This is a genomic window from Streptomyces sp. A0592, from assembly GCF_004795115.1.
GTDB classification, from domain to species: domain Bacteria; phylum Actinomycetota; class Actinomycetes; order Streptomycetales; family Streptomycetaceae; genus Streptomyces; species Streptomyces erythrochromogenes.
This window is the reverse complement of sequence record NZ_SSBM01000033.1, coordinates 39,865-60,912: the sequence shown is the minus strand read 5'-3', so window position 1 is coordinate 60,912 and position 21,048 is coordinate 39,865. Positions and strand designations below refer to the sequence as shown.

The following is a 21,048-nucleotide window of genomic DNA, read 5'->3' as shown; positions in this document are numbered from 1 at the left end:
GCGGGCCGTTCGTCTCGTGTCATGAACTACCCGGTGGATCCAGTTTCGCCGCCGCCCGCACGAGCGCCGTCTACCGGCACGTTGGCGTAATCGACCCCGGCAAAGAACCGGATGCGGCTCTCATCGACGCGGACCCTGGCCGGCCGCGGAGCGTCATCCGAGAGGCGGCACAGCACGTCCGCTTCACGGCGGCCGTCCCTCGTAGTGTGCCAGGATCGCAACTGACCGAAGCGACGTTTCCCGTCGGCGGTCTCCACGAGCACGAGCGGGTCCGGTGCGCGTCCCGGCCCCTCGGTGACCTGGGCGAAAAATCCTTCCTGGCGCAGCCGCATGCACAGGTCCACCAGTGAGGATGCCTGGGTGCTTCCCAGTTCCATACCGATCTCAAAGTGCTCTTGAAGACCGAGAGAGGACAGGTTCGCGCTGCCGAAATAGCCGGTGGCGCGGTCGGCGACCACGAACTTGGCGTGCATCATGCCGGGGTTGGCTCCGGACCACCAGTACAAGGACGTTCTTCCGTAGTCCGCGCAGTCTTTGACGAGGTCGTTCAGGGGTTGGGCCCGGCTGCTCGGGTCGTGGGCGTAGAAGTGGACGGCGACTTGGCGCTCGGCGACGGCGGGCAGCAGGACCTCGCGCAGCAGGTCGCAGCCGTGGCGGTTCCAGAAGGGGCCGCCGATGTGGAGTTCGGTGTTGGCTCCGGCGATGACGTCCTGGACTAGCAGGTCCAGGCGTCGGACGGGCGGCTCTACCAGGTGGGAGGCGGCTCGCGGGGTGGTGAACACCAGGGGGCGCTCGGATGGTGGCGCCGCGGGCGGTGGGTCAAGGCCGTCCAGGACGTCCAGAAGCACCTGGAGTTGGGAGAGGCGGGCAGGGACGAGCCCTGCGTGCCGGCCTGAGCCCAGTAAGCCGCATTCGGCGGCGAGCTGGCGTACGGCGGTAGCGTGATCGTCTGCGACCCCGTGCACGCGGAGGGCGTCAAGGGTGTCGGCTCTGGCGATCTCCCGTGTCCAGTCGGCGGCTGCCGCGTAGCTGCCCGCGAGGCGCTCCAGTAGCTGGGCGAGCGGGACCAGCAGTCGCAGTTGGTCGGTCATGCGTGGCTCGAGGCGGCGGTGTGGCGGAGGAACTCTGCGGCAAGGCCCCTGTCGAGGTCGTCGTTGAACAGCCGACAGCCGAAAGTGAGGTAGACGCAGCGTTCGCAGCAACGTGGTGAGGACTGATGGCACAGCGGGTCGTTCTCGCAGCTGAGTACCGAGTCGGCTGTGCTCTCCAGCCAGCTGAGGACACGATTGCTGAGCAGGGTCCACAGTGATCCGAGGGTGAATTCACGGACGTTGTCGGCGTAGATGGCGACGGTGAGCGCCTTCGTGACGACCCATTCGGCGAGCGTGTTCTCGGCCAGTCCTACTTGGCCGTCGTCCAGGGACCGAAGCAGTAGGTGCCCGAGGGTGTGGATGACCGTGTGTACGGTTGCTGCCGCGCGGACGGCCTCCGGATCGTCCTGGTCCGTGAACAGTTCCAGCAGCCGCTGGCGGGCCGCCGGTTCGTCTTCTGCCGTCCCGACGGCGAGTCCTTTGGTGTTCAGGAACGACAGGACGGAACGCGCCGAGAAGGTGACCAGGAGGGCTTCGGTGTCCGATGCTGCGACGTAGACCGGGTACTTTCCGTCGTGGTGGTGTTTGTTGTGGAAGCCGGTCAGGACGCCCCGCTCGGGCTCGTGCTCTTCCCTGGTGTAGCCGAAGGCGACTCTGGCCACGGGGAACTCCCATGTGACGGCGATCTCTGCGATCCCCAGGGTGCGGGCCTGCTCGCGGGCGCGTTCCGCGGTCTGCTGGGCCAGCCGGTCCTGGAGTTCGGCGAAGCGTGCACACTGATCGTCGAGAGTGATGCGCTGGATCTGGGCAGGGTCGAAGACGGCTGCGCGTTCCACGAAGGGGCGGTCTGCACCGAGCAGTTCCCACCGCGCGTTGTCGGCGTCCGTGTTGGGCAGAGCAGCCAGGCCGCTCTCCTCGGGGCCCATCATTCTGCGGTACTGCTCGATCTCCTCCTCCGGCACATGCATCTGGCGCAGTAGTTGTTCTCTCTGCCGCCATTCCTGCGGGGACACGCGCGTTACGGTGATGCCCTGGGAGGCATCGCCGATGCCCTGGGCCAGGGAGTCGATCAGGTTCAGGTAGTGGGCGGCCGAGATCCGGCCGCGCTGGGGGTGGCGCTGGTATTGCCGGAACTCGGAGTTGTCAATGTTGACGAGCTGGAGGGCGTGGACCTGGTAGGCGCGGGTGTCGTTGAACGTCCTTGCCCGCATCATGGCTCGGCTGGCGGCGTCCTTCCATTCGCAGCCACAGGGGGACTGCGAGGTGCCCTGGAGCTTCGCGCCGCCACAGCCTGGGCCGACGCAGCGCCAGAGGGCGGTGACGAAGCTTCCAGTGTTCTCGAACACGATGTGATCGTAGCCGTGCGCGGGAACACGGCACTTGGGAACGTACATGGGGCGGACGCGTCCGCAGTTGTGCGCGTTGAAGTACGGGAGTTGCCGCAGCTGTGCGCCGCAGGTGCGGCACCGGGGGTCGGCTGCGAGTTGCTGGGCCTTCACGTAGGTGCGCACGCGGCGGCAGGAGCGGCGGACGCATTCTAGGACGAGCGGGAACACCTCGAAGCGGACGAGGTCGGGGCTGACCAGGACGAAGTTTTGCCGCAGTCGGCCCTGCGGCAGGGGCAGGGCGGCTCTGGCATCTTCGCTCCAGCGCTCCAGGTAGCGGGAGATCTCGTCGTAGATGACGTCTTCGTTGAGTTTTTTGACCACGTCCCCGTCGACTGCCTGGACTCTGCCTCGCAGCCGCTGTTCGTGGCGGAAGACGGCACCGGGCAGGAAGGCGGTCATGGCCTGGCTACGACTGCGGTTCATCCTCGCCCCCCTTGCTGTCGGCGGTGTTGGTGGCGAGCGCTTTGAAGGCGTCCTGGCTGCTGGTCAGTGACTGGAACGATGTGCTTTTGTCGATGTCGCGGAAGCTGGTGAGCGGCTGTTGGAGGAAGAGGTAGGCGGTGCGCTTTTCCTCTGCGCCCTTGTTGAGGTTAGGGCGTTCCTCCTGTCGCCAGGTGTCCATGATCCGCGCAACGAGGTCGTTCTCCAGTCCGCGGCCGTTGACGCCCTCCACACGCTCGCGGTAGCAGGCGGGGATGCGTCGTTCCAGCCAGGGGTCGAGGAGTGGTCGTTGGGTGCTCCACCAGCGCTTGAAGTCTTTGGAGTAGTCGGCTCCTTCCGGTGGTGGCTTCAGAGCGGGGTCGCGGGCGGCGTCGTGGAGCAGGGCCAGCACGATGCCGGGCAGGGTGCGTCGGGCTGCGAAGTAGGCGTACTTGTTGACGGGCACGGGGGTGACCATGCGGTCGAGCAGGCGGTGGTAGCTCAGGAAGTTGGAGAACATGGAGCGTTCGCGGCGTGAGACGGGGTCGTAGACGGTGACGACGAGGCCTGCGTGGGTTCGCCCAGCCCGAGCGGTGACCTGGATGTAGTCGGCGGCGGTCGGCGGCATGCCGGCCAGGACCAGGAGGTTGAGGCGCTCAAGGTCCACCCCGTGGCTGAGCACGCTGGTGCCGACCAGGGCGCGCAGCCGCTCTCCTCGCGGGGTATCCAGGTGCTCGCGTTGGACGCGGGCGATGGCCGCGGCGAGGTCGGGGACCGGGACTTCGCCGGTGAGCACCGCGTGCTCGACTCGGTCGAGTCCGGCGTGCTGCAGGTCGTCGGAGAGCTGGCCGAGCTCCTCGTCGAGCTGGGTGCCGTGCTGCTTGCTGTTCACATAGGCCAAGGAGACTTCGTAGGGGAAGAGGAGCCGTGGGAGGTCCGAGTCGGGTAGCCCGTGCAGGGCGAGGCGCTCGCGCAGGGTCTTGGGCTCCTCCTGGAGCCGGGCGATCTCGGTGAGGAGCTCGCCCTGCACGATCGCGGCGACGTCGGCTTTGCGGCGCTTGTGCGGGAGCACTCCGATGTGAACGCGCCGGAGGTCGGGCCGGGTCGTGGTGTAGAAGCTCTCTCCGAGTGTCCATCCGGGTGCGGGGAAGGCGCGGGGGCGGCGGCCGTAGAGCTGGCGGAGCTGGTCCTGGTACTGCTCGATGGTGGCGGAAGCGCCCAGTACTTTGCTGGGCAGGCCGCTGCCTGCTCCTGACTGGAGTTCGGCGATCAGGCCTTCGTAGTGCGCGTTGAACGCGCCGAGCTCCTCCTTCAGGAGGTGCATCTCGTCCTGCACCGTCAGTGCCGGTACCGGGTCCTTGATCGGGCGGGCCGCCGGGTAGCCTCGGCTCGGCGCGGTGCAGTGGCTCGGTCCAGCCAGGCAGGCTCCAAAACGCGGGAAGGAGAAGTAGCCGTGCTCGGCGCAGCGGTGTCTCGGTCCGTGCTGGAACGCGGTGAACTCGGGGAACCAGCTGTGCCCGGTGAGTTTGTCGACGGTGGAGATGACGATCGCGGGCAGGGTGCGGTAGACCTCGACGTCGCTCACGTGCAGGGGCAGGATCCGCTGGCAGGCGGCGCACTCGTGGTGCAGGCGGACCGCGTCAGTGTCCAGGCGCAGCCGTACGCTGTCGCGCTCGCAGTAGGGGCAGGTGATCACGAGCCGGTCGCGCTGGTGGTCTTCGGCGAAGGTCCCCGTCCGGGTGGCGGCGGCCTCGGTCTCCCAGCCGCGCCACCAGCCCCGCTCCCAGTGGAGGTCGTTGGGGCTGCCCGCCCCGCCCGCGAGGTAGCCGAGCGCGAAGGGGTCGTCGTGGGGGGATCCGATTCCGCGTTCGACGCGGAGCTCCTCGGCGGCAATCAGCATGCGCAGGGTGCGGTCGAGTTGCTGCACGCTGAGCATGCGCAGCGGGAAGCGCAGCCAGGCGGTGACCCCTGCGTGCTTGCCCCGCAGCCGGTCGTAGAACAGGGCCGTGAGGATCAGCCCCAGGTATGCCTCGGTCTTCCCCCCGCCCGCGGGGAACCACAGTACGTCGGTGTGGTCGAGTTCAGCGCGCAGGTCTGCCCGCTGTGGGTGCTCGCGCGCGGCGAGGGCCGGCAGGTGGGAGACGATGTAGACCAACTGGAATAGCCGCCAACTGTCGTATGTGCGGCCGTCGTTGACACGAGCGAAGACCGCGTTGGCGAGCTGGAAGGCGCGCTTGAGGTCCGGGTCCAGGTCCAGGCACTCGCGGCCGAGGCCGAACCGCCTGGCCTCGTCGTCGAATTGAGCGCGGTCGGCTTCGATGGCCTTGTGGTGTGGCAGCTGCTGGGCGGCACGGCAGGCGGCGGCGAACTCCCGGGAGTAGCGGGCCATCGCGACCTCGACGGAGTCCAAAATCGGGGCCGGGTCGTCGGCGAGCTCACGCCACTGCGGGTGCCGCACCCCGGCTTGGCGAGGCACGACGGTGCGTTGGACGTGGACGGGCAGGGTCTCGGTCCGCAGGCCGCTGCCGTCGGGCACTGCTGCGCAGCCGGTGCCGCGACCGATCACCTCCGCCAGCTCCTCCAGCCGGTAGTCGCGGGGGGCGAGGTGGAAGCGCTGAGGCACGATGCTGATGCCGTCCCCGGGCAGGACCGCGAAGCGACAGTCGTACACGGAGAGGTCCTGCCAGTCGCTCTGCGCCGTGTCGCTCTGGTTGTGTAGGGAGACGCGTATGAGGTGGTCGCCGCCATCCAGGGCCTGGGCGTGCGCCGACAGCACCAGCTGGGGTGCGCAAGGGGCCGCGTCGCGGTCCAGCAGTGCCGCGACGTGGCGGTGGAAGGCATCCTCGTCGGCCATGGCCTCCGCGGGGAGCACGTTGCGCCTGCGCCGCCCCTGGCGCCCCTGCGGCCCCGCGGTAAGCGGGCGACGCGCCTCGGGGCGGGCGAAGTGCGCGTCCACCGCGCGGCGGACCGCCCGGTCCAGCACCTGCTGGGCCTCGCTGAGCGCGTGCGGATCGAGGTCGCCTTCCCCGAGCGGCACTTCAATTGCCAGGTCCGGCAAGTCAACGTCGTGGCGGCGCCAGACGCCCAGCAGCTCTCCCGGCCGGGCCTGTGCGCCGGAGGGGGCCTCGTCGCCGCGCAGGTACTCCATGTGCTCGGCGTAGCTGGCGATGTCCTCCAGGTAGAGGGCGAATCGGCAGTGGACGGCGAGCTGCGCGGTCCTGCGGCCGGGGATGGTGCGCACCCGGAAGTCGAGTGCCAGGACCGGGGGCGCCTGTGTGCCGCGCAGGGACTCGACGGGCCGGCGGATCGGGTCGGCCGTCGCCTCGTCTGGTGCCGACAGGTGTCGCGGCGGGACCGCGACGGCGGGCAGCACTCCGACAACCACGTGGTCGCGTGGTGTCCACGGGGGTTTGTGCGGGGCGCCGCTGCGGTCGGCGAGCCTGTCGGCGAGGATCTGCGTCAGGTGGTCGATCAGCACCGTCTCCCGCTGGTTGTCCACAGCGCTGTCGAGGTGCAGCGCCAGGGGGTTGTTGCTGGCATCGTTCACGGCTCCTCCTGTGGTGAGTTGCTTGCGCTGCGGGGGCCTGGCACGCGGCCCAGGACGGCCGCGGACACGCTCTTCTGGCCGCCGACGCGACGGACGACGACCAGGTCGAACTCCTCGAGGACCTCCGAGACGTCGATCCCGGAGCACAGTGCCTTCAGCTGGCGAAGCGCAGGCCCTTCCCTGCCCCGTGCGGCCTCGGTCATCGCCGCCGCCGCGGTGTGGCCCAGCGCCCGGTGTAAGCGGCGTAGTTCCTCCGCCATGCGAGCCAGGCGCTGCCACGTGCCTCCTGCGGTCAGGCGCGTGTCCCGGGCCAGCAGGGCAACCCGGTGGATGTCTTGCGGGTCCTCCGGGGCGATGACGCTGCCGTCAGCCCATTTGCTCACCGTCTGCCAGGACGAGACCTCGCTCCCGAGGTTCGTCAGGGCGGTGAGTACGTTTGGCCACGACCCTCGCTGCTCGTGCACGGCGATGACGGCCTGGCGGAAGAAGCCGATCATCGTGTCCATGGCGGTCACTTCGGCGCTGTCGTGCATCACCATGACGAGCCGGTCGTGGAGTCTGGACTGCCCGTCGCCGCGTGCGCGCAGGAATCGGCTGCCGGGGGTGAGCGCGGTCACGGGCACCCTGGCGTAGCGCTGGCCGATGAGGACATCGACCTGCTCGTCACTGCGCAGCCAGAGCACTGCCCCGTCGGGTTCGGTGAGCACGGCGGTGGCCGGCACCGGGTCGTCCGCTGCCGCCGTGGCACGGTGGCCGGGGTTCGCTGGGGTGCCGATGGCCCTGGCCGAGGCGTCGTAGTCCTCGAAGAGCGCCGAGAGGTCGAGGGTGAGCCGACTGTCGCGCTGGGGTAAAGCGTCTGGTGCGGGGGACGGGCCGGAGAGGTCGACGGGGCCGTATGCGACAGGGGGCGAGGGCGTCGCCGACTCTGGTACCTCGCCCAGCCTCAGCACCGCGGCGCTCTGGCGAATCTGCTCGTGCCAGCCATGCAGTGCACGGCCGGCCGAACGCTCCAGCCAGGTGTACTCGCTCTGCTCCACAACGGCGACGTGTTCATCGGCAGCACCGGAGAACAGCACGCCGGTGCGTAGGGTCGAGGGGACACCGAGGTGCAGCTCGAGCCTCGGCGTGGCGTCCCAGGCCAGGCGTTCCGTATAGGGCATCACGTGCAGCGCACTGGCTCCCCCATTGGCGGCATGCCCGGGCTGGGGGGCGAGAAGCAGGGAGTCAGCATCGCCGCCGAGTGTGTCGGCCAGCTCCTCGGCGACAGCGGCGGCGGCGGAGCGAGAGCGGGTACGGACGATGACGGGGGCACCTGCCTGGTTGGCCCGTGCCCAAGCGATCAGCGCAAGCAGCAGGTCCCGGCGCGGGTTGTCGTCGTACAGCAGTTCATACAGGTCCAGCACACCGCGCCGAAGGTCGGGCCATTGGGTCTCCCGGAACAGTCCCCACGGCCCGGTCCGCCCCTCCAATGTCCCGCGGGACACCGACCGGGCCAGCGCCCGTGCGCCGGTGCCGCGCCCCATCAGTACCTGCCAGGCATCTTGCCTCCCGATCGAACCCCAGCTGCACCACAGTAGGTTTAGCAGGCGCACGGCGTCGGCGGTCGGCTGCGGCCAGGGCTCCGGCGTGTGGATACGCCGTGCTGCGACCACACCCGCCACGACCGTCCGGTACAGCTCGGCGAGCTGCTCGTGGCGGTATACCGCCGCGCTTGGTGCGGCTGCCGGGCGGTGGGCGAGGAGGGCGTTACTGGTCAGGGGGCCGTATGCGGGGCGGTGCCCGAGGGTGTGGCGCACGTCAGTGCGCAGCGCGGGGGTCCACGGCCATTGCGTCCAGGTCCGGTTGCTGCCCGGCTGGGTGCCCAGGTCGGCCACGGCCACGACGCGAGCGGCGTCGTGCTCGCTTGCCCAGGCCAACGCGCACTCCCAGGACTGGTCGTTGGCCATGCTGGTGCGGTCGATGACAACGGTGCCGACGCTGGTCCCCAGCGAGGGCCTGCCGAGTGCGGTGTTGAGGTAGAACAGTCCCGAGGGCGAGTCGACAGCCCTCGTGATCTTTCCTTGGAGGTCAACGACCCGGCCGTCACCACGGATTCTCTGCATGCGCAGGGCTCGCGAGAGGTTCTGCCTGCCGATCGCAAGCTGTGCCAGCCGTACGGTGACGTTGGTGCGGAGTCCGACGACGACTACCGGCCCGTCAGGGACCGGGCAGGATGGTCCGCCGGTCAGTGCCGCCCCGAGCCGTATGAGCTGGAGGTAGATCCCGACCAGCACGGCCAGGTCGTGCCGCCCGCGGGGCAGGCTCAGGTACACGCTGCGTTGATCACTCGATAATGCGCGGGACAACAGAGTCAGGGTGGCACGGTCCAGCGGGCCGAGATCGACGGTGCGTCCGCGGTCCGTCATACGAAGGGCCTGCACGCGCTCGAAGAAGTCGGCCGGGCCTGCGTCGGGAGGGACGAGACAGTCCAGATACGTCACGCGCGCCATCACCCATCTGGTATCCCCCACTACCTGCCGTTACAGTAACGCATGTTGACAGGCCGTCACCTGCTCCTGCCCAATCCGAGGGCGGTGGATCCGGGTTCGGACCACCGGGGGCGTACACATGAACGAGAAGCCAGGGGCGGGCCTCCCCCCGGTCTCACTCCTCGAGGCCGGGCCGGCGCCAGTGGAGTGGAGCCGGATCGCCGAGCACGAGTCGTGGCGCAAGGAGGTGCACCGGCCCGCGACCTATGTGCACAAGTGGTGGGCGAGGCGCCTGGGCAGCGTCGCACGCCACTTACTGTTGGCTGCCGTGTCCGGACCAAACGACTCCGTTGCGGACGTCGCGGCCAGGCTGCGGGGGCTCGTCGTCTATGACCCCTTCGCCGGATCGGGCACCACCCTTGTCGAGGCGGCCAAACTCGGGGCCGCCGTCGTCGGCCGCGACATCAATCCCGTCGCGACGCTCACCCAGCGGCAGGCGCTGCAGCCATGGGATCTAGAGGTGCTCGCGGACCTCTTCGGGCAGGTCGTCAGGAAGTGCGCCCGTCCCGTCCAGGAACTGCACCGCACCGCTTCCAACGAGCCGGTCCTGCACTATTTCTGGGTGGCCCTAGCGTACTGCCCGGAGTGCGGCGAGGACGTGGAGCTCTTCACCACCCGAATCTTCGCCCGCCATGCGTACCCGCGCCGATTCCCACGCGCGCAGGCCATATGCCCGAGCTGCCGGGGCATCTGCGTCACCGACCTGAGCAAGGACGAGAGGGGGCACTGCCCCGCCTGCGGCATGACCTTCCCGTTTCAAGGGGCCGCCCGCGGAAGATTCATGACATGTCGTCACGGCCACCGCACCCCTGTCATTGCTGCGCTGAACGGCGGCGTCCCGGAGCGGCGCATGTACGCGAAGCTGGTGCTGCGCGCCGACGGCCAGCGCGAGTACCGGGCGATCGACGACTTCGACCTCAGCCTGTACGACAAGGCAGCAAAGTCCCTCGCCGACACATCACCCGATGAGCTCGTCCACCCGCTCGGCGAGCTGGAGGAAGGCGTCAGCACCATCCAGGCCCTGCGCTGGGGGTACGACTCCTGGGAGCGGTTCTTCAACGAGCGCCAGCGCTACAGCCTCGGACTGATCGGCGCGGCGCTGCGCGATCTGCCCGGGGCTTCCGCGGAACGCGAGGCGCTCATCGCATCGTTCGGCAGAACCGTCGAACACCACAACCTGTTCTGCTCCTACAAGGGGGAGGGTACCGGTCCGGTCCGCTCGGTCTTCCACAACCACGTACTGCGACCGGAGAGGTGCAGCGTCGAAGGAGACCCCTGGGGCGCCCAGGGGGGATCGGCCGGGTTCTCCGGGGTGCTCACCCGGCTGCACAAAGCGGCCCAGTACAAGAGCACCCCGCTAGACTTCAAGGCCGAGGCCGACCGGATCCTCGCCGTCGACCAGTCCTCGCTGCCCGTCGCCCGCCCCCTGAGCACGACGTGGCAGCAGTTCGTGCGGAATCCCGCAACGGCCTACACCACCACTGGCGACGCCTCGCGAACGGATCTCCCCGACAACAGCGTGGACCTCATCGTCACCGACCCCCCCTACGTCGACAACGTCCACTACTCGGAACTGGCCGACTTCTTCCACGCCTGGCTCAGCGCCATGCGCCCCTACCAGGGCTACCCGGACATGCCCAGCACCCGGGCCGTCCAAGAAGTACAGAACGCCGCCCCTGATGGATTCCAAGCCACCGCAGCCCGCGTCTGGCGCGAGTGCCGACGCGTCCTCAAGCCCGGCGGCCGCCTCCTGTTCAGCTTCCACCAGTCGCAGACCACGGGCTGGTGCGCTCTGATGCGGTCGCTGTCCGACGCCGGCTTCACCGTCACCACCACCCGCGCCGTTGTCGCCGAAGTGGCGACCAGTCTCTCCAAGACCGCAGCGGCGGAGCCCAACCGCATCGACGTCATCGTGCTATGCCGGGACGCTGCCAGCACGTCTGCCGGGGCAGCACCCGACCTCGACCAGGCCGCCGCGCAGGCGCTGTCGGAAATCCAAGGCCTTAGGGGAGCCGGGCTGCGGGTGGGCCCCGGCGACGTCCGCACCGCCGTACGCGCCGCGGTCCTCGCAGCGGGAACACGCCAGGCAGCCGCCGACTGGGAGACCCTGCAAGCAGAGGCAGACCAGCGAGCCACGGCGGCGGTAGCGGAATTCAACACCACCTGACTCCCCCGGTGCCGGTGCCTGCCACCTCCCGGCCTGGCCCTGGCCAGCGAGGAGAACCGAGTACGGCCCCAGCACTCGGACCACTCGCTGGCGACTGCCCTCGCACTGCTGCCAGTCACCTGCCGAGGAACATCGGGCCACGTCGCCACTGCTCACGACCGGCACTGTGGTCCGGCTCAGAGCCCGAGGCGGCCCTGCGGCGGCGTTGCGCGGAAGAAGGCACGCAGGGGTTCGTCGATGGCGCGTTCGCGGCCGGTGCTGGCAGCAGCCGCGTCGAGGAGGGGTGCGAGGTCTTCAGTGTCGCAGGGGGTGAGGACGAGCCAGCGCAGAACAACCTGCCGCACGATCAGCCTGAGGTCACGCAGGGCGGCCAGTTTCTCGCTCTCCTCCTGTCCCCTGAGGACTTCCCCGTGCACGTACTTGGAGCGCGCGCTGTACGCCTCCTGCACAATCGTCTCGACCTGCTGGCGCAGGGACGGGGTAGGAACAGGGCGGCTGCACGGGACCGGATCCTTTCGCTGACACCCTCGTGCTTGTCGTCGGGGCTGGCCATCAGGGCTTCCAGCGTGATGACGTAGTCCAGGTGCAGCTCCTCAGCCTCCTGCTCCCACACGCCGTAGTCGCTGTGGGTGCGCTGGTGGGCCTGCAGCAGGTGCCGGGCCGCGCGCTCCAAGCGCAGGGCGCGCCTCCTGGGCAGCCTTCGGCTGCTGGTGGGGCCGTCCATGACGGCGTCGATCTTTGCGGTCACGGCGGCGCAGAAGGCTTGCATGCGCGGGAGTTGCGCCTGGGTGACGTGGAAGGTACCAGTCTCGCGGACCTCCACTTCCTCCTGCCTGCCGTCATGGTCCTCGTAGATCTGGAGGGTGGTGGGCATGTGGTTGGGTGGAGCCCGAACTCGCGACCGCGCTCAACGTCGAACACCGCTTCGGCATACAGGAGTTCGGTACTCCACAGGATCAGCGGCAGCAGCGCCCTCCAGTGCCCGGCCTCCGGTCGCGGGCCGGTGAAATCGAACCAGGGCGCGCCACTGCGGTCCGAGGCACGCTCCGGATCGGGGGCGTGGACGAACGGCGCACCAGCCAGGAGACGGAGGTCGAGCCCGCCCGGCAGAAGGCCGTAAAGGGCGGGCATCGGACCCAACTGCCTCAGTTCGTAGACGGAGAAGGTCTGCAGGGTGTACCGGCCCAGCGGGATCCGTGCCCCCCTCGGGGAGGTCGTCAGTCCGCAACAGCCAGTCCTCCACTGCCGGCGCGGGCGCCGTGCAGAAGGCAACGAAGCTGTCCGCAACCTCTTCCACCGGCACCGTCGCCCCCTGGGCAACCAGACGGGTTGCGTCCCCCAGCCCTGATCCGCTCAAGAGCGTGGACCATCGGGGCGCTCAGTCGTCATCGGCCTTGCCGTACAGGTCGCGGTGTTCGGATTTCGGCGCGGCGGCCACCACAGCGTTGATCACGGCATCAAGCTCCGAGGTACCCGTCCGCCAGTGGCACTACCCGTGGTACACCCTCACTCAGCAGTCGTAGCTCTTGAGCGTCTTCGAGGCACCGGTGGCTGACTTCAGGTAGTCGTTCTCCGACTTCAGGCTCTCGTTCTCCGCCGTCGACTCCGCCAACTGCACGACCAGTCCGGCAGCCATGGACAGGATCCCCTCGTGCTTCGTCTGGAGTTCCTCGTGCTCTTCCTGAAGCCCCTTGTACTTCCAGGTGAGGACCCCGATGGTGGTGGCGGCCAGAACGCTGGCGCCGACCTTAACCGCGACCCTGGCTTTGCCGAACTTACCTCCGGCTGGCCCGGCACCGTCCTTGCCGATGCAAACGTGGCCCGTCTCGTGCGAGTGCTGTTGAGCCTCGCCCAGATGGTCACTCTGATACGAGCACGATCCGCATTGGTAACGGGTCATCAGTCGTTCCTCTCCCCCAGGGTCATGAGCCTGCCACAGGTCACGTGCCTCCGGCGGCCACTTCGTCATCCTCCGTACGCCCACCGACGCTGGGGAAGGACGCGCACCTGCACGGGCGGCGCGCCCCTGGTTGTGGGCTATGCCGTCAACACTCGCAGGAGGACCCATGGCGCGCCACGGGCACTCGTTCAGGTCTCTGGCCAGCGGCATGCGTCGGTTCCAGGTTGAGGATGGCGAGGAAACGGAGCTGACGCAGGTCCAGGTAGCAGCGCAGCCGAACGCCGGGCTCGCCCGCGTCCCGGGTCGTGTACTCCGCTGCTCGCCGTCGCGGGAGAGCCCCTCGCACAAGCCGGCGACCGTGTGGCGGGCCGTCCTGCCACCTGCCCTCCTGCAGTGAGGCCGCGAGGGCGGCCACCTCGCACAGAGCCCCACCCGCCGCGGCGGCCAGCTGCCACTCCGGCCCCGTCGCCGTGGTCATGGCGGTCGCACGGCTCTCCATCACAAGGCTCCCCTCCCGTCGACGTGTTCAACGAACCCGTCGCCGAAAGGGCCCTGTCCAGTTCTGTACACGCCTGCCGAGACAGCGCGGGACAGTTACGGAGAGTCTTACGGGCGGGCGTCGGTGCGCGGTGCCGCCGGGGCCGGGCGTGGCCGGCGTCGGCGTGTGGAGGGGGCAGAGGCCGCAGCCACGGCGTGGTGGATGCTGCCGACCGGGGCAGTAACGGCAACGTGTGACGGCAGCCGGGCCTGCCCGCGGTCGACAGCGCCACGGGGGCCGGGAGCAGTCCGTCCGAAGGGCGGCTCCACAGCAGTCGCCATTGCACCTCTTGCCGGCGTGCGGCCGGGCGTTGCCACGCTGGGGCGAGGGGTGAGCGCCACCCGGACAGAGTGCTCTCCCCCGGCCGATCGGGGCGATGGTCCACCGATGGCCGAGGTCCCCGTACCCGTCTGCGGAGCATCGCCGGGCGGCCGCCCTCGTGCACGGACGCGGCGGGCGCCGGCCCGGTCAGCCTGCCGGTGCGTCAATGTCCTCACACGCGCTGATGGCGGCCGTCTCGGGCGGGGAGGCGATCGCCTCCTGCCAGTGCTCCCGCTCCCCCACAAGACCCCGCTCGGCCAGCTCGGCGCGGGCAGAGGTTCCATGGGCGCTCTCCGGGTGAGGGGCGTGTGGCGCTGCTGTGTGTGAATCGCGCTGGCATCCGGCAGCTATTGGTGCTGCGGCTGGCGCGGCGGGCTGTGTACGGCGACCTAGGTGATCGTGTTGTCGTGGCAGGTCCAGGCGCCAATGTCCCAGTGTGGTGCTCGCGGGCCGAGGATGACGGCGATGAAGCTGTGGAAGGCGAGTTCGGGGTCGTTGAGGAGTTGGCGGTAGGTGGCTGCGTCGCGGGCGCTGGGGACGGGCCAGCTGGTGGGGGGTGTGCCACTCGCCGATCCAGACGCTGTGGTCCTGGGCGTAGGCATGGTCGGCCAGGGTCTGGGCGTGGGCCAGGTCGCGGAGAAAGTAGGCGGGGGTCTGAACCGCATCGGGTCTGGGGGTTCCAGCGTGCCGGACGGTCACCGTGTCGTGGACGTGGTGTCCGAGCAGGATGCCTCCGGTCTCCCTGTTGTTGTCGGCGGTCCTGAGCTCGTCGGTGATGACACGTACGGCCTCTTCGGTGAGGTGGACGGCGGTGACGGGGCGCGGGGTCATGGGGTTTCGCAGGTGGGGCAGCCGGGGCGAGGTGGTGTGGCGGGGAGCCATCGGGTCTCGCCGGTTCGGCTCAGGTCGAAGGGCGGTGCGCAATCGGGCTGCCGACGCAGGCTGATGAGGCCGTGTTCGCCGGGCAGGCGCTGGTCGGGGTGGCCGTGGCGCTCGAGGAGGGTGGCGACGGCGGTCTTGGCGAGCAAATGGGCGACGAGGTGGAGGTCGGGGCCAACCGCTGTCATCGGCCGGTGTCGGGCGCCGGTGCCGTATCCGGCATCGAGTGCGGGTTCGGGATCGATGCCGCCGCGCTCGGCGAGCGTCTGGCGCCGACAGGTGAGGCATCCGTGCCGGGGCCAGGGCCTCAGCCGCAGGATCTCGCCCAGGGCACCGTCCTGCAGGACGCAGGCCATGACGGCGGGGATGCCGGCACGGCGGGCGAGGTGGCCGGTGACACGGCGAGCGGCGACACCGTCGGCAGTGCAGACGACAAGGTCGCTTTCCTGGAGCAGCGGTCTGATCCGGTCGGCGTCGTCGATGACGTCGAGGACCAGAGGGACGACCGTGGCATCGGGGCGCAGGGAGGCGAGTTCTTCGGCGAGGGCGGTGGCTTTGGGGCGGCCGACGTGACGGCGGCCGGTGGTGTGGCGTACGAGGTTGTGCCAGGAAAGCCGGTCGGGGTCGACCAGGGTGAGGTGTCCGATGCCGTAGCCGGCGAGAGCGTGCGCGGCGGCGGATCCGATGCTGCCGGTGCCGACGAGCATGACGCGTGCGCTTTGAAGGTCCCTGACGGGCCAATGGTCCTGGAGTTGACCGATGCCGGTGATCGACGGCTCGACGAGGGAAGCGAGCGGGTACGCGCCGTCGCGTCCGATGCGCCAGGCGACGATGTCGGACACCTCGTGCTCGGGAAAGGATTCCTTCGCATCTGGTGCGTAGGTCAGGGCGATGTACGGATTGCCGCCGGGGTTCTTGTATCCGCTGGTGAGGTGCTCCTGGAACACGGACAGGGGTATGCCCGTGCCGATTCTGCCGCTCAGTTGGCGCCAGTAGAGATGGAGCTCGGGAGCCACGCGGTACCAGCAGCCGGACAGGCGGACATCGCCGCTGGCCACGAGCAGGGGCGGTCCCGGTGAGGCGTCGACGGGCAGGATCACGCCGTCGGAAGCGGAGATGCCTCGGATGACGGCCAGGTCCTCGTGGTTGCCGCGCAGGGTCATCAGACCCCAGGGGCCGGCCTGGCGCATGGTGGCTGCGGCGCGATGAGGAACAAGGATCAGCACGAGGGCTCACTCACGGCGTCTTGACGATCCCGTGCCGTGTCGGGCGGAGTCGCCAGGATGCTGTGGTGGGTGGGCTCCTTGGCCGATGGATGGGTGAGGAAGTGGTCGAAGCAATCGTCCTCGACAATGCCGCGGTCGGACATCTGCGTGATGGCCCCGTGCTTCATCAGCGCGTACTCCACTTTCCATGCCGCGGCCTTCAGAAGCAGATCGACCACGGACTCCCGGCCGCTCCACAGCGAGTCTGCGCGCAGGAGACACAGGGTGCGGTCGCCGTTGACATGCCAGCGCGACTGCGTCCACTCGGTCGGCTCGGGAACCGGGTCGAGAGGGAAGATGTGTGGCGGCACCATGGGATAGGCCTGCCGGTAGACCATGAGGACGTGGAGCCCCGTGGTTCCTGTCCAGTCCGTGAGGTGTGTGGGCTGGGGCCGGTCGAACGGCCACAGCGGCAGGATGCCGTGCCAGCTCCCGGCGCCTTCCGCGTCGTAGACGAGATCTGGGAAGGCTACGGTGATCTCGCGCTGGTCCCGTTCGAAACGGCGTGGCTCGGCGGCCCACCATGTGAGGGGGGCCGGCTGCGCCGCGGACTTGTGAGGATCGGTGGTGGCCGTCATCCCTGAGGCGCGTCCTTGATCGGCCGGGGGGTGATGAGGGCGGGCGCGCCGGTGATCAGGGCCGGTGCTCCGGTGACGGGGCTTGCGGGCTTCGGCGGGGCGGGAAAGGAGTCGCCCAGGATCTCCTGCCACAGGCGCATGGCCTGGTCGGTGTGACCGGCCACGGCCGCGGCGCAGGCCCGGTCGGCGAGCTCGGCGGCTTCGGCGAGCGCGGTCTGCAGACCGTCGTAGTCAAGGTCGGGCTGGATCTCACCGCACAGACCGGCCGGATCCCTTACACCCTCGTTGACGCGTGCTGCAGCAGCGGTGAAGAAGGTGCGCAGTCCGTTGGGGCGGTTACCGGACGTAGGCATGCAGTCGAGAGCGAGGACCTCGATGACGAGCGACTTGATCCGTCCTGTGACCGCGACGTCGTGACGCCACTGCTTCAGGACGCGGACCAGAGGGCGGAAGTGCTCCCAGTCTCGCTGGCGGTCGGCCACGAGGTTGATCAGGTGCTCAGGGTCGGCGGGCACCCATGCCTGGGTGAGCTTCTCGGGGATGAGGAGGGTGCCGTCGGCCTGCCGCAGGGCCGGCATCACGTCGACGGTGAACGCGTTCTCGTCGTCGGGGTCGTCCAGGAAACACTTGACCGCGTGGTGCCTCGGCAGTGCCAGCCGGACTTCGTTGCCGTGGCGGCCGTTGGTCTTCCCCAGCAGCCGGGTGACCTGGCTGCTGGCGTGGTCCAGGGCGTGTTCGGCACTGAGGCCGGCGCCGCCCCAATCGGGGTGCTGGGAAGCGTCGTAGACGGCGATGATGTCGACGTCGTTGATGGGCTTGAGCTGGGTGCTGCGGCGCAGCGAGCCCGAGCCGAACGCCTCGGTGACATCGGGCTCGCTGTTCAGCGCCTTCTTGAACAAGTCACGCCGGTCCCGGGCGAGCCTGGTCTGGCCCACGTCCTCGTTGACGCTTCTCTGGAAGTCGTCGAACGCCTCGTCGATCCGCATGATGCCTCCTCGATCTGGCGTGTCCAGCCCTGGTTCCGCACCGAGTTCTGCCGCCTGTTGGGGAGGCTTCGTCCGTGTTCGGGAGGCATTGGGCAGCTGTCAGCCAGCGTAGACGTTGCCACTGACAACGCCCCTGAGAAGGGATGCCCGGCCCCCGCTTCAACGGGCAGCGAGGAACCGCGAGCGAGCCATGGTCGGGGTCGCGCGCATGCACAACCTCGCCCTCGCCGGATAGAGACCAAGCCGTACAGCAGTCCACCATGCCCGAGGACCCGATGGGCAGCTGCACTCATGGGCCTTCCGAACACTCAGGTTCGCGCAGCAACCGGCAAGGCGTGGGATGCCGTCCGGGATACATTCCTGCCCCGCGGGATGGCCGCCCAAGTCGGCCGGGCCGCTCTCGTCTCACTGCCGGGCTTCCGCAAGGGAGACGCCCTGGCTTCTGCCGCTCTCACGGCAGCAGCGCCGCTCCGCATGGCCGTCTACGACAGTCGCGCACAGCGGGCACTTGAAAGCCTCGGGATAGCCCTCACCGATCATTCCGGATGATACGGCCGATACATGGACACTATTGACGATATTCTCACTCGAAGGCGGCTGTCCGAGCAAGAATGGACAGCTCGGGACGTCGACATCGCCCTGTTCTGGATGGGCGGGCCCTGACCCTTCATTCGTTCTCTACGGCCTTAGAATCTCAGCCCGCGTCCACGGCCGCTCGCTCACTCCGGCTGCCGATCACTGCTGGCGTGGGCGTCCGGCAGACGGCAGTCGTGGTCCTGGTTCCAATCGATCCAACCGCGAGAAGGGGCGGCTCCGGCGGGCGCGGCCGTGGGGACTCCAGAATGGATGAGCGTGACCAGGAGCCGGTCGATGAGCACCAGCTGGCGCTTCGCGCCGGCACTGGCGCCCACGGCCCGCATCCGCGGCCGAGAGACCAGCTTTGCCTGGTGACGCTCATGCCGTGACGGATCCAGGTTCGCGGCGAGTTCAGAGATCACGTCGGCAGTCTGGTCACCCTGCTGTCGGGCCGACTAGCCGTCCCGGATCAGCAAGTCCCGCAGCGCGAACTCGAACCGCCGGTCGTCCATCGCGTCGAGCTGCGCCAGGCTGAACCGCAGGACCGATAGACGACGCGCTCGGGCAGCGTTCTCACGCCTGTTCGTCACCACCTGCCAGGCGACGCAGGCCTCAGTAGCCACATGCCCTATGGAGAGACAGGCTGGGTGTGGCCCCGCCCTGAGGGCCTCGCAGCCGCAAGCGGGTATCACCGATTTCGCGGCTACACCCCGCAGGCGTGCGGTGAACTGGGTCTTCGTTTACAGCAATCCGACAATCGAGAGAGCATGCCTGGCAACTGCCGTCTCGTGCAGGACATGACCATGTTCGAGGCTCTTAAGCTGAACAACATCCCCAGGAACGATGTCGGCATGGAAGGTGGACCAGGCACGGCAGACTCGGCACACCTGCCCTGTCAGGAATGGCCGCAACAAATGCAACTGGTGCATGGAATCACGCAGATAGAGACTGCCTGGTTCCAGGTCGTTCCTTGGAAGGACCGCCGACTTGGTCGGCACGACAGGGTGGTCTCCCGTTAGCTCCCTGTAGGACACGTGTACGGCCTGAGTCAAATTGTCCCAACGTGTCTCAGTGACGTGCCAAAGCGGAAGGTCAGCCAGAAACCGGGCCCGATCGACAAGGACGGTCAGGTCGGCGAACGCCTCCGTAATGGCCGGCGGGAGGTCGATGGGATCCAGACGCCGGAGATGAGAATCGTCGTTGCGTCGCTTGGTCAACCGCTCACGCGCGGCGGCGGCATCCTGACCCACTAGGAGTGTTCGTATCGCGTGGATGGGGTGCTGGTGCGGGAGAGCCCGCAGCTTACGGCTTCCGGCAGCCTCCAGCAGGACGTTGGCCCAATCCCCCAGGCCTGGACCGCTTCGGCCTCCAACAAGCTTCTCCCTGATCGCGATCGTAGAGCCCAGCGAAATGCCTGCTTCCCAGGCAAGAGCAAGGGTGAGCAGCGCGGTGTAGCAGAGCAGGATCTCGGCCGTTTCCAGAATGGCGCTGTAGGTGGCCTGGTGTTCGCCTGCACTCATACGCGTTTCGGCTTCCCGCCATCGGTATGCCACGGGCAGGGGAAAGCGCGTACGGACAGTGTGTCCGAGGTCGTCAAGCAGCGTCGCTGCTTCCACGCGCTGTCTCAGTCCGCGGCCCTGGTCAATGATCCGCTCCCGGGCCTGAGCGGCGGTTTTGTGTGTAAACGCTGATTCAAGGAGCGCGTCCGCCTCTCTAGTCCAGCTCTCAAGCCGGGTGCGGGCGGCATCAAGATCGTCCAGAGCCGTAGTCAGCGCGTCGTCCGGCTGCGGCACGGGAAGCGCCATCAACCGTTTCGTCAGGAGGTGAAGGCCAGATCTGCCCACCAGCCTGTCGGCCAATGGCGTGCGCAGGAACTGAGCAACGAGGCGGATCTGCTGCGGCGTAGAGGTGGAACGGGGTCTGAGAGCAATGGTCGTATGTGCAGGTGCTGCGGGGAGGTCCTGCTCGGTCACCTCGGCAAACATCAGGCCGCCCAGGTCGTGTCTGCCTCGGATCTCGCGGAGTAGGAGGTCACCCGGCTGCAGCAAGTGGCGGGGCGGGGAGGTAACCCACAAGCTGTCATCTGAAACGAGGGCAATAGAACCCTCGCGCAGAATGTCGCGACCTCTCAGAAGCCGTACAGCACCGGGCACTTCATCCTTGGTGATCCACTGCGAGTCACCGGCCATGTGCACGCGGGGGACGGCTTCGTAGAGCTCACTCAGGGTGGTGAGGCTGCCGAAGCCTGCAAGGTCTGCTCGTCCTGATGTGACGTCCGGATGATGCCGGTCGAAGTCAAGGCTCTCCGCAGGCGAGGGGAGCTCCCGGAGCACATACCCGTGTTGGGTGCTGCCCCCGCCACGCTTCAGCAGGGCATCGAAATCCCTCTCGACGGCTTCGTCGTCCGCACCACGTGGCACTTGGAACATCTTCATCGGCAGTTGACGTTCCTGCTTCGCCTGGAGGAAGGCCAGGGCCACCACAAGAGAGCGGTGGACATGTGGCATGGTCCCTTCGCTGATGACCAAGGCGGTGGTGTCCCAGTGTTCGGCCAGCGCCGTGCGCAACTCGACGGCGTGCGGCGATTCATAGACCCAGAGGTCGACGGGAGTCAGAACGGCCATGCGGCTGTCGGGGTTCCCGGGGCGGCAGGCTCGCAGAACGTCGCCGTACGCGAAGGAGGGCGGGAAAGAACGCCGTGCCTTCTGCCCTACTTCGACGGGATGGTGCCACGGTGGTACAAGGAGAACGGGCCCCTGTTCCAAGAGCTTGGTTGCGTCGCCTGCGAGCGTCTGCCGAGTCGCTCGTGAAACGCGCCATGTTGCGGGGGGCTCAAAGCGCGGCGAGTCCTCCGCCGAAGCGGG

General features: G+C 68.4%; 15 protein-coding genes. 1 reads left to right on the top strand and 14 read right to left on the bottom strand.

Translation table 11 applies throughout. The annotated features are described in order from the left end of the window. Positions 1-26: 26 nt before the first annotated feature. From E6U81_RS31815 to E6U81_RS31800, 4 genes are read right to left on the bottom strand one after another with little or no spacing between them, the layout of a single operon-like run. Positions 27-1,091, bottom strand: a complete 1,065-nt coding sequence (locus E6U81_RS31815) for a phospholipase D-like domain-containing protein (RefSeq protein WP_136233487.1) — start codon at positions 1,089-1,091, stop codon at positions 27-29. Continuing rightward, on the bottom strand, positions 1,088-2,902 hold the full coding sequence (locus tag E6U81_RS31810) for a hypothetical protein (protein WP_136233486.1): 1,815 nt from the start codon (positions 2,900-2,902) through the stop codon (positions 1,088-1,090). Before E6U81_RS31810 ends, E6U81_RS31815 begins: the two co-directional genes overlap by 4 nt. Continuing rightward, positions 2,886-6,446 (bottom strand): helicase-related protein, encoded by a 3,561-nt coding sequence (locus E6U81_RS31805; protein WP_136233485.1) that lies wholly within the window; start codon positions 6,444-6,446, stop codon positions 2,886-2,888. The genes E6U81_RS31810 and E6U81_RS31805 overlap by 17 nt, the downstream gene beginning before the upstream one ends. Continuing rightward, positions 6,443-8,935 carry a hypothetical protein gene (locus tag E6U81_RS31800; RefSeq protein WP_136233484.1) on the bottom strand — a complete coding sequence of 831 codons (2,493 nt, stop codon included), beginning with the start codon at positions 8,933-8,935 and terminating at the stop codon, positions 6,443-6,445. The genes E6U81_RS31805 and E6U81_RS31800 overlap by 4 nt, the downstream gene beginning before the upstream one ends. 307 nt (positions 8,936-9,242) lie before the next feature. Here E6U81_RS31800 and E6U81_RS31795 point away from each other — a divergent pair, with 307 nt between their 5' ends. Continuing rightward, positions 9,243-11,141, top strand: a complete 1,899-nt coding sequence (locus E6U81_RS31795) for a DNA methyltransferase (RefSeq protein WP_168714792.1) — start codon at positions 9,243-9,245, stop codon at positions 11,139-11,141. Positions 11,142-11,317: 176 nt separating this feature from the next. On the opposite strand, the gene E6U81_RS31790 is transcribed toward E6U81_RS31795, so the two are convergent. The 10 genes from E6U81_RS31790 to E6U81_RS31745 form a co-directional block, all read right to left on the bottom strand. Then, on the bottom strand, positions 11,318-11,590 hold the full coding sequence (locus E6U81_RS31790; RefSeq protein ID WP_136233482.1) for a hypothetical protein: 273 nt from the start codon (positions 11,588-11,590) through the stop codon (positions 11,318-11,320). Positions 11,591-12,651: 1,061 nt separating this feature from the next. Then, positions 12,652-13,041, bottom strand: coding sequence for a hypothetical protein (locus E6U81_RS31785; RefSeq protein ID WP_136233481.1), 390 nt, complete (start codon positions 13,039-13,041; stop codon positions 12,652-12,654). A gap of 145 nt (positions 13,042-13,186) precedes the next feature. Next, positions 13,187-13,519: a DUF6207 family protein gene (locus tag E6U81_RS41340; RefSeq protein WP_240804131.1), complete on the bottom strand. Its 333-nt coding sequence runs from the start codon at positions 13,517-13,519 to the stop codon at positions 13,187-13,189. A 770-nt stretch (positions 13,520-14,289) separates the two neighbouring features. Then, positions 14,290-14,502, bottom strand: coding sequence for a hypothetical protein (locus E6U81_RS40600; RefSeq protein WP_206310067.1), 213 nt, complete (start codon positions 14,500-14,502; stop codon positions 14,290-14,292). Positions 14,503-14,727: 225 nt separating this feature from the next. Continuing rightward, positions 14,728-16,005, bottom strand: a complete 1,278-nt coding sequence (locus E6U81_RS31770; protein WP_136233479.1) for a ThiF family adenylyltransferase — start codon at positions 16,003-16,005, stop codon at positions 14,728-14,730. After that, positions 15,999-16,622 carry a hypothetical protein gene (locus E6U81_RS31765; RefSeq protein WP_206310066.1) on the bottom strand — a complete coding sequence of 208 codons (624 nt, stop codon included), beginning with the start codon at positions 16,620-16,622 and terminating at the stop codon, positions 15,999-16,001. The genes E6U81_RS31770 and E6U81_RS31765 overlap by 7 nt, the downstream gene beginning before the upstream one ends. After that, positions 16,619-17,608, bottom strand: a complete 990-nt coding sequence (locus E6U81_RS31760) for a hypothetical protein (protein ID WP_136233478.1) — start codon at positions 17,606-17,608, stop codon at positions 16,619-16,621. The genes E6U81_RS31765 and E6U81_RS31760 overlap by 4 nt, the downstream gene beginning before the upstream one ends. Positions 17,609-18,327: 719 nt before the next feature. Beyond that, a complete protein-coding gene (locus E6U81_RS31755) occupies positions 18,328-18,606 on the bottom strand; it encodes a hypothetical protein (RefSeq protein WP_136233477.1) in 279 nt (92 codons plus the stop codon). A 33-nt stretch (positions 18,607-18,639) separates the two neighbouring features. Beyond that, entirely contained in the window at positions 18,640-18,807 is a 168-nt protein-coding gene (locus E6U81_RS42005; protein WP_346766189.1) for a hypothetical protein, read from the bottom strand. A gap of 117 nt (positions 18,808-18,924) precedes the next feature. Beyond that, positions 18,925-20,808: a restriction endonuclease gene (locus tag E6U81_RS31745; RefSeq protein WP_136233476.1), complete on the bottom strand. Its 1,884-nt coding sequence runs from the start codon at positions 20,806-20,808 to the stop codon at positions 18,925-18,927. Positions 20,809-21,048: the final 240 nt, after the last annotated feature.

Excerpts from the sequence above, each read along its gene's own strand:
- E6U81_RS31810 (WP_136233486.1), bottom strand. The coding sequence starts at position 2,902 with ATGAACCGCAGTCGTAGCCAGGCCATGACCGCCTTCCTGCCCGGTGCC.
- E6U81_RS31745 (WP_136233476.1), bottom strand. The coding sequence starts at position 20,808 with ATGGCCGTTCTGACTCCCGTCGACCTCTGGGTCTATGAATCGCCGCAC.
- E6U81_RS31785 (WP_136233481.1), bottom strand. The coding sequence starts at position 13,041 with ATGACCCGTTACCAATGCGGATCGTGCTCGTATCAGAGTGACCATCTG.
- E6U81_RS31765 (WP_206310066.1), bottom strand. The coding sequence starts at position 16,622 with ATGACGGCCACCACCGATCCTCACAAGTCCGCGGCGCAGCCGGCCCCC.
- E6U81_RS31800 (WP_136233484.1), bottom strand. The coding sequence starts at position 8,935 with ATGGCGCGCGTGACGTATCTGGACTGTCTCGTCCCTCCCGACGCAGGC.
- E6U81_RS31815 (WP_136233487.1), bottom strand. The coding sequence starts at position 1,091 with ATGACCGACCAACTGCGACTGCTGGTCCCGCTCGCCCAGCTACTGGAG.
- E6U81_RS41340 (WP_240804131.1), bottom strand. The coding sequence starts at position 13,519 with ATGACCACGGCGACGGGGCCGGAGTGGCAGCTGGCCGCCGCGGCGGGT.
- E6U81_RS40600 (WP_206310067.1), bottom strand. The coding sequence starts at position 14,502 with ATGCCTACGCCCAGGACCACAGCGTCTGGATCGGCGAGTGGCACACCC.
- E6U81_RS31760 (WP_136233478.1), bottom strand. The coding sequence starts at position 17,608 with ATGCGGATCGACGAGGCGTTCGACGACTTCCAGAGAAGCGTCAACGAG.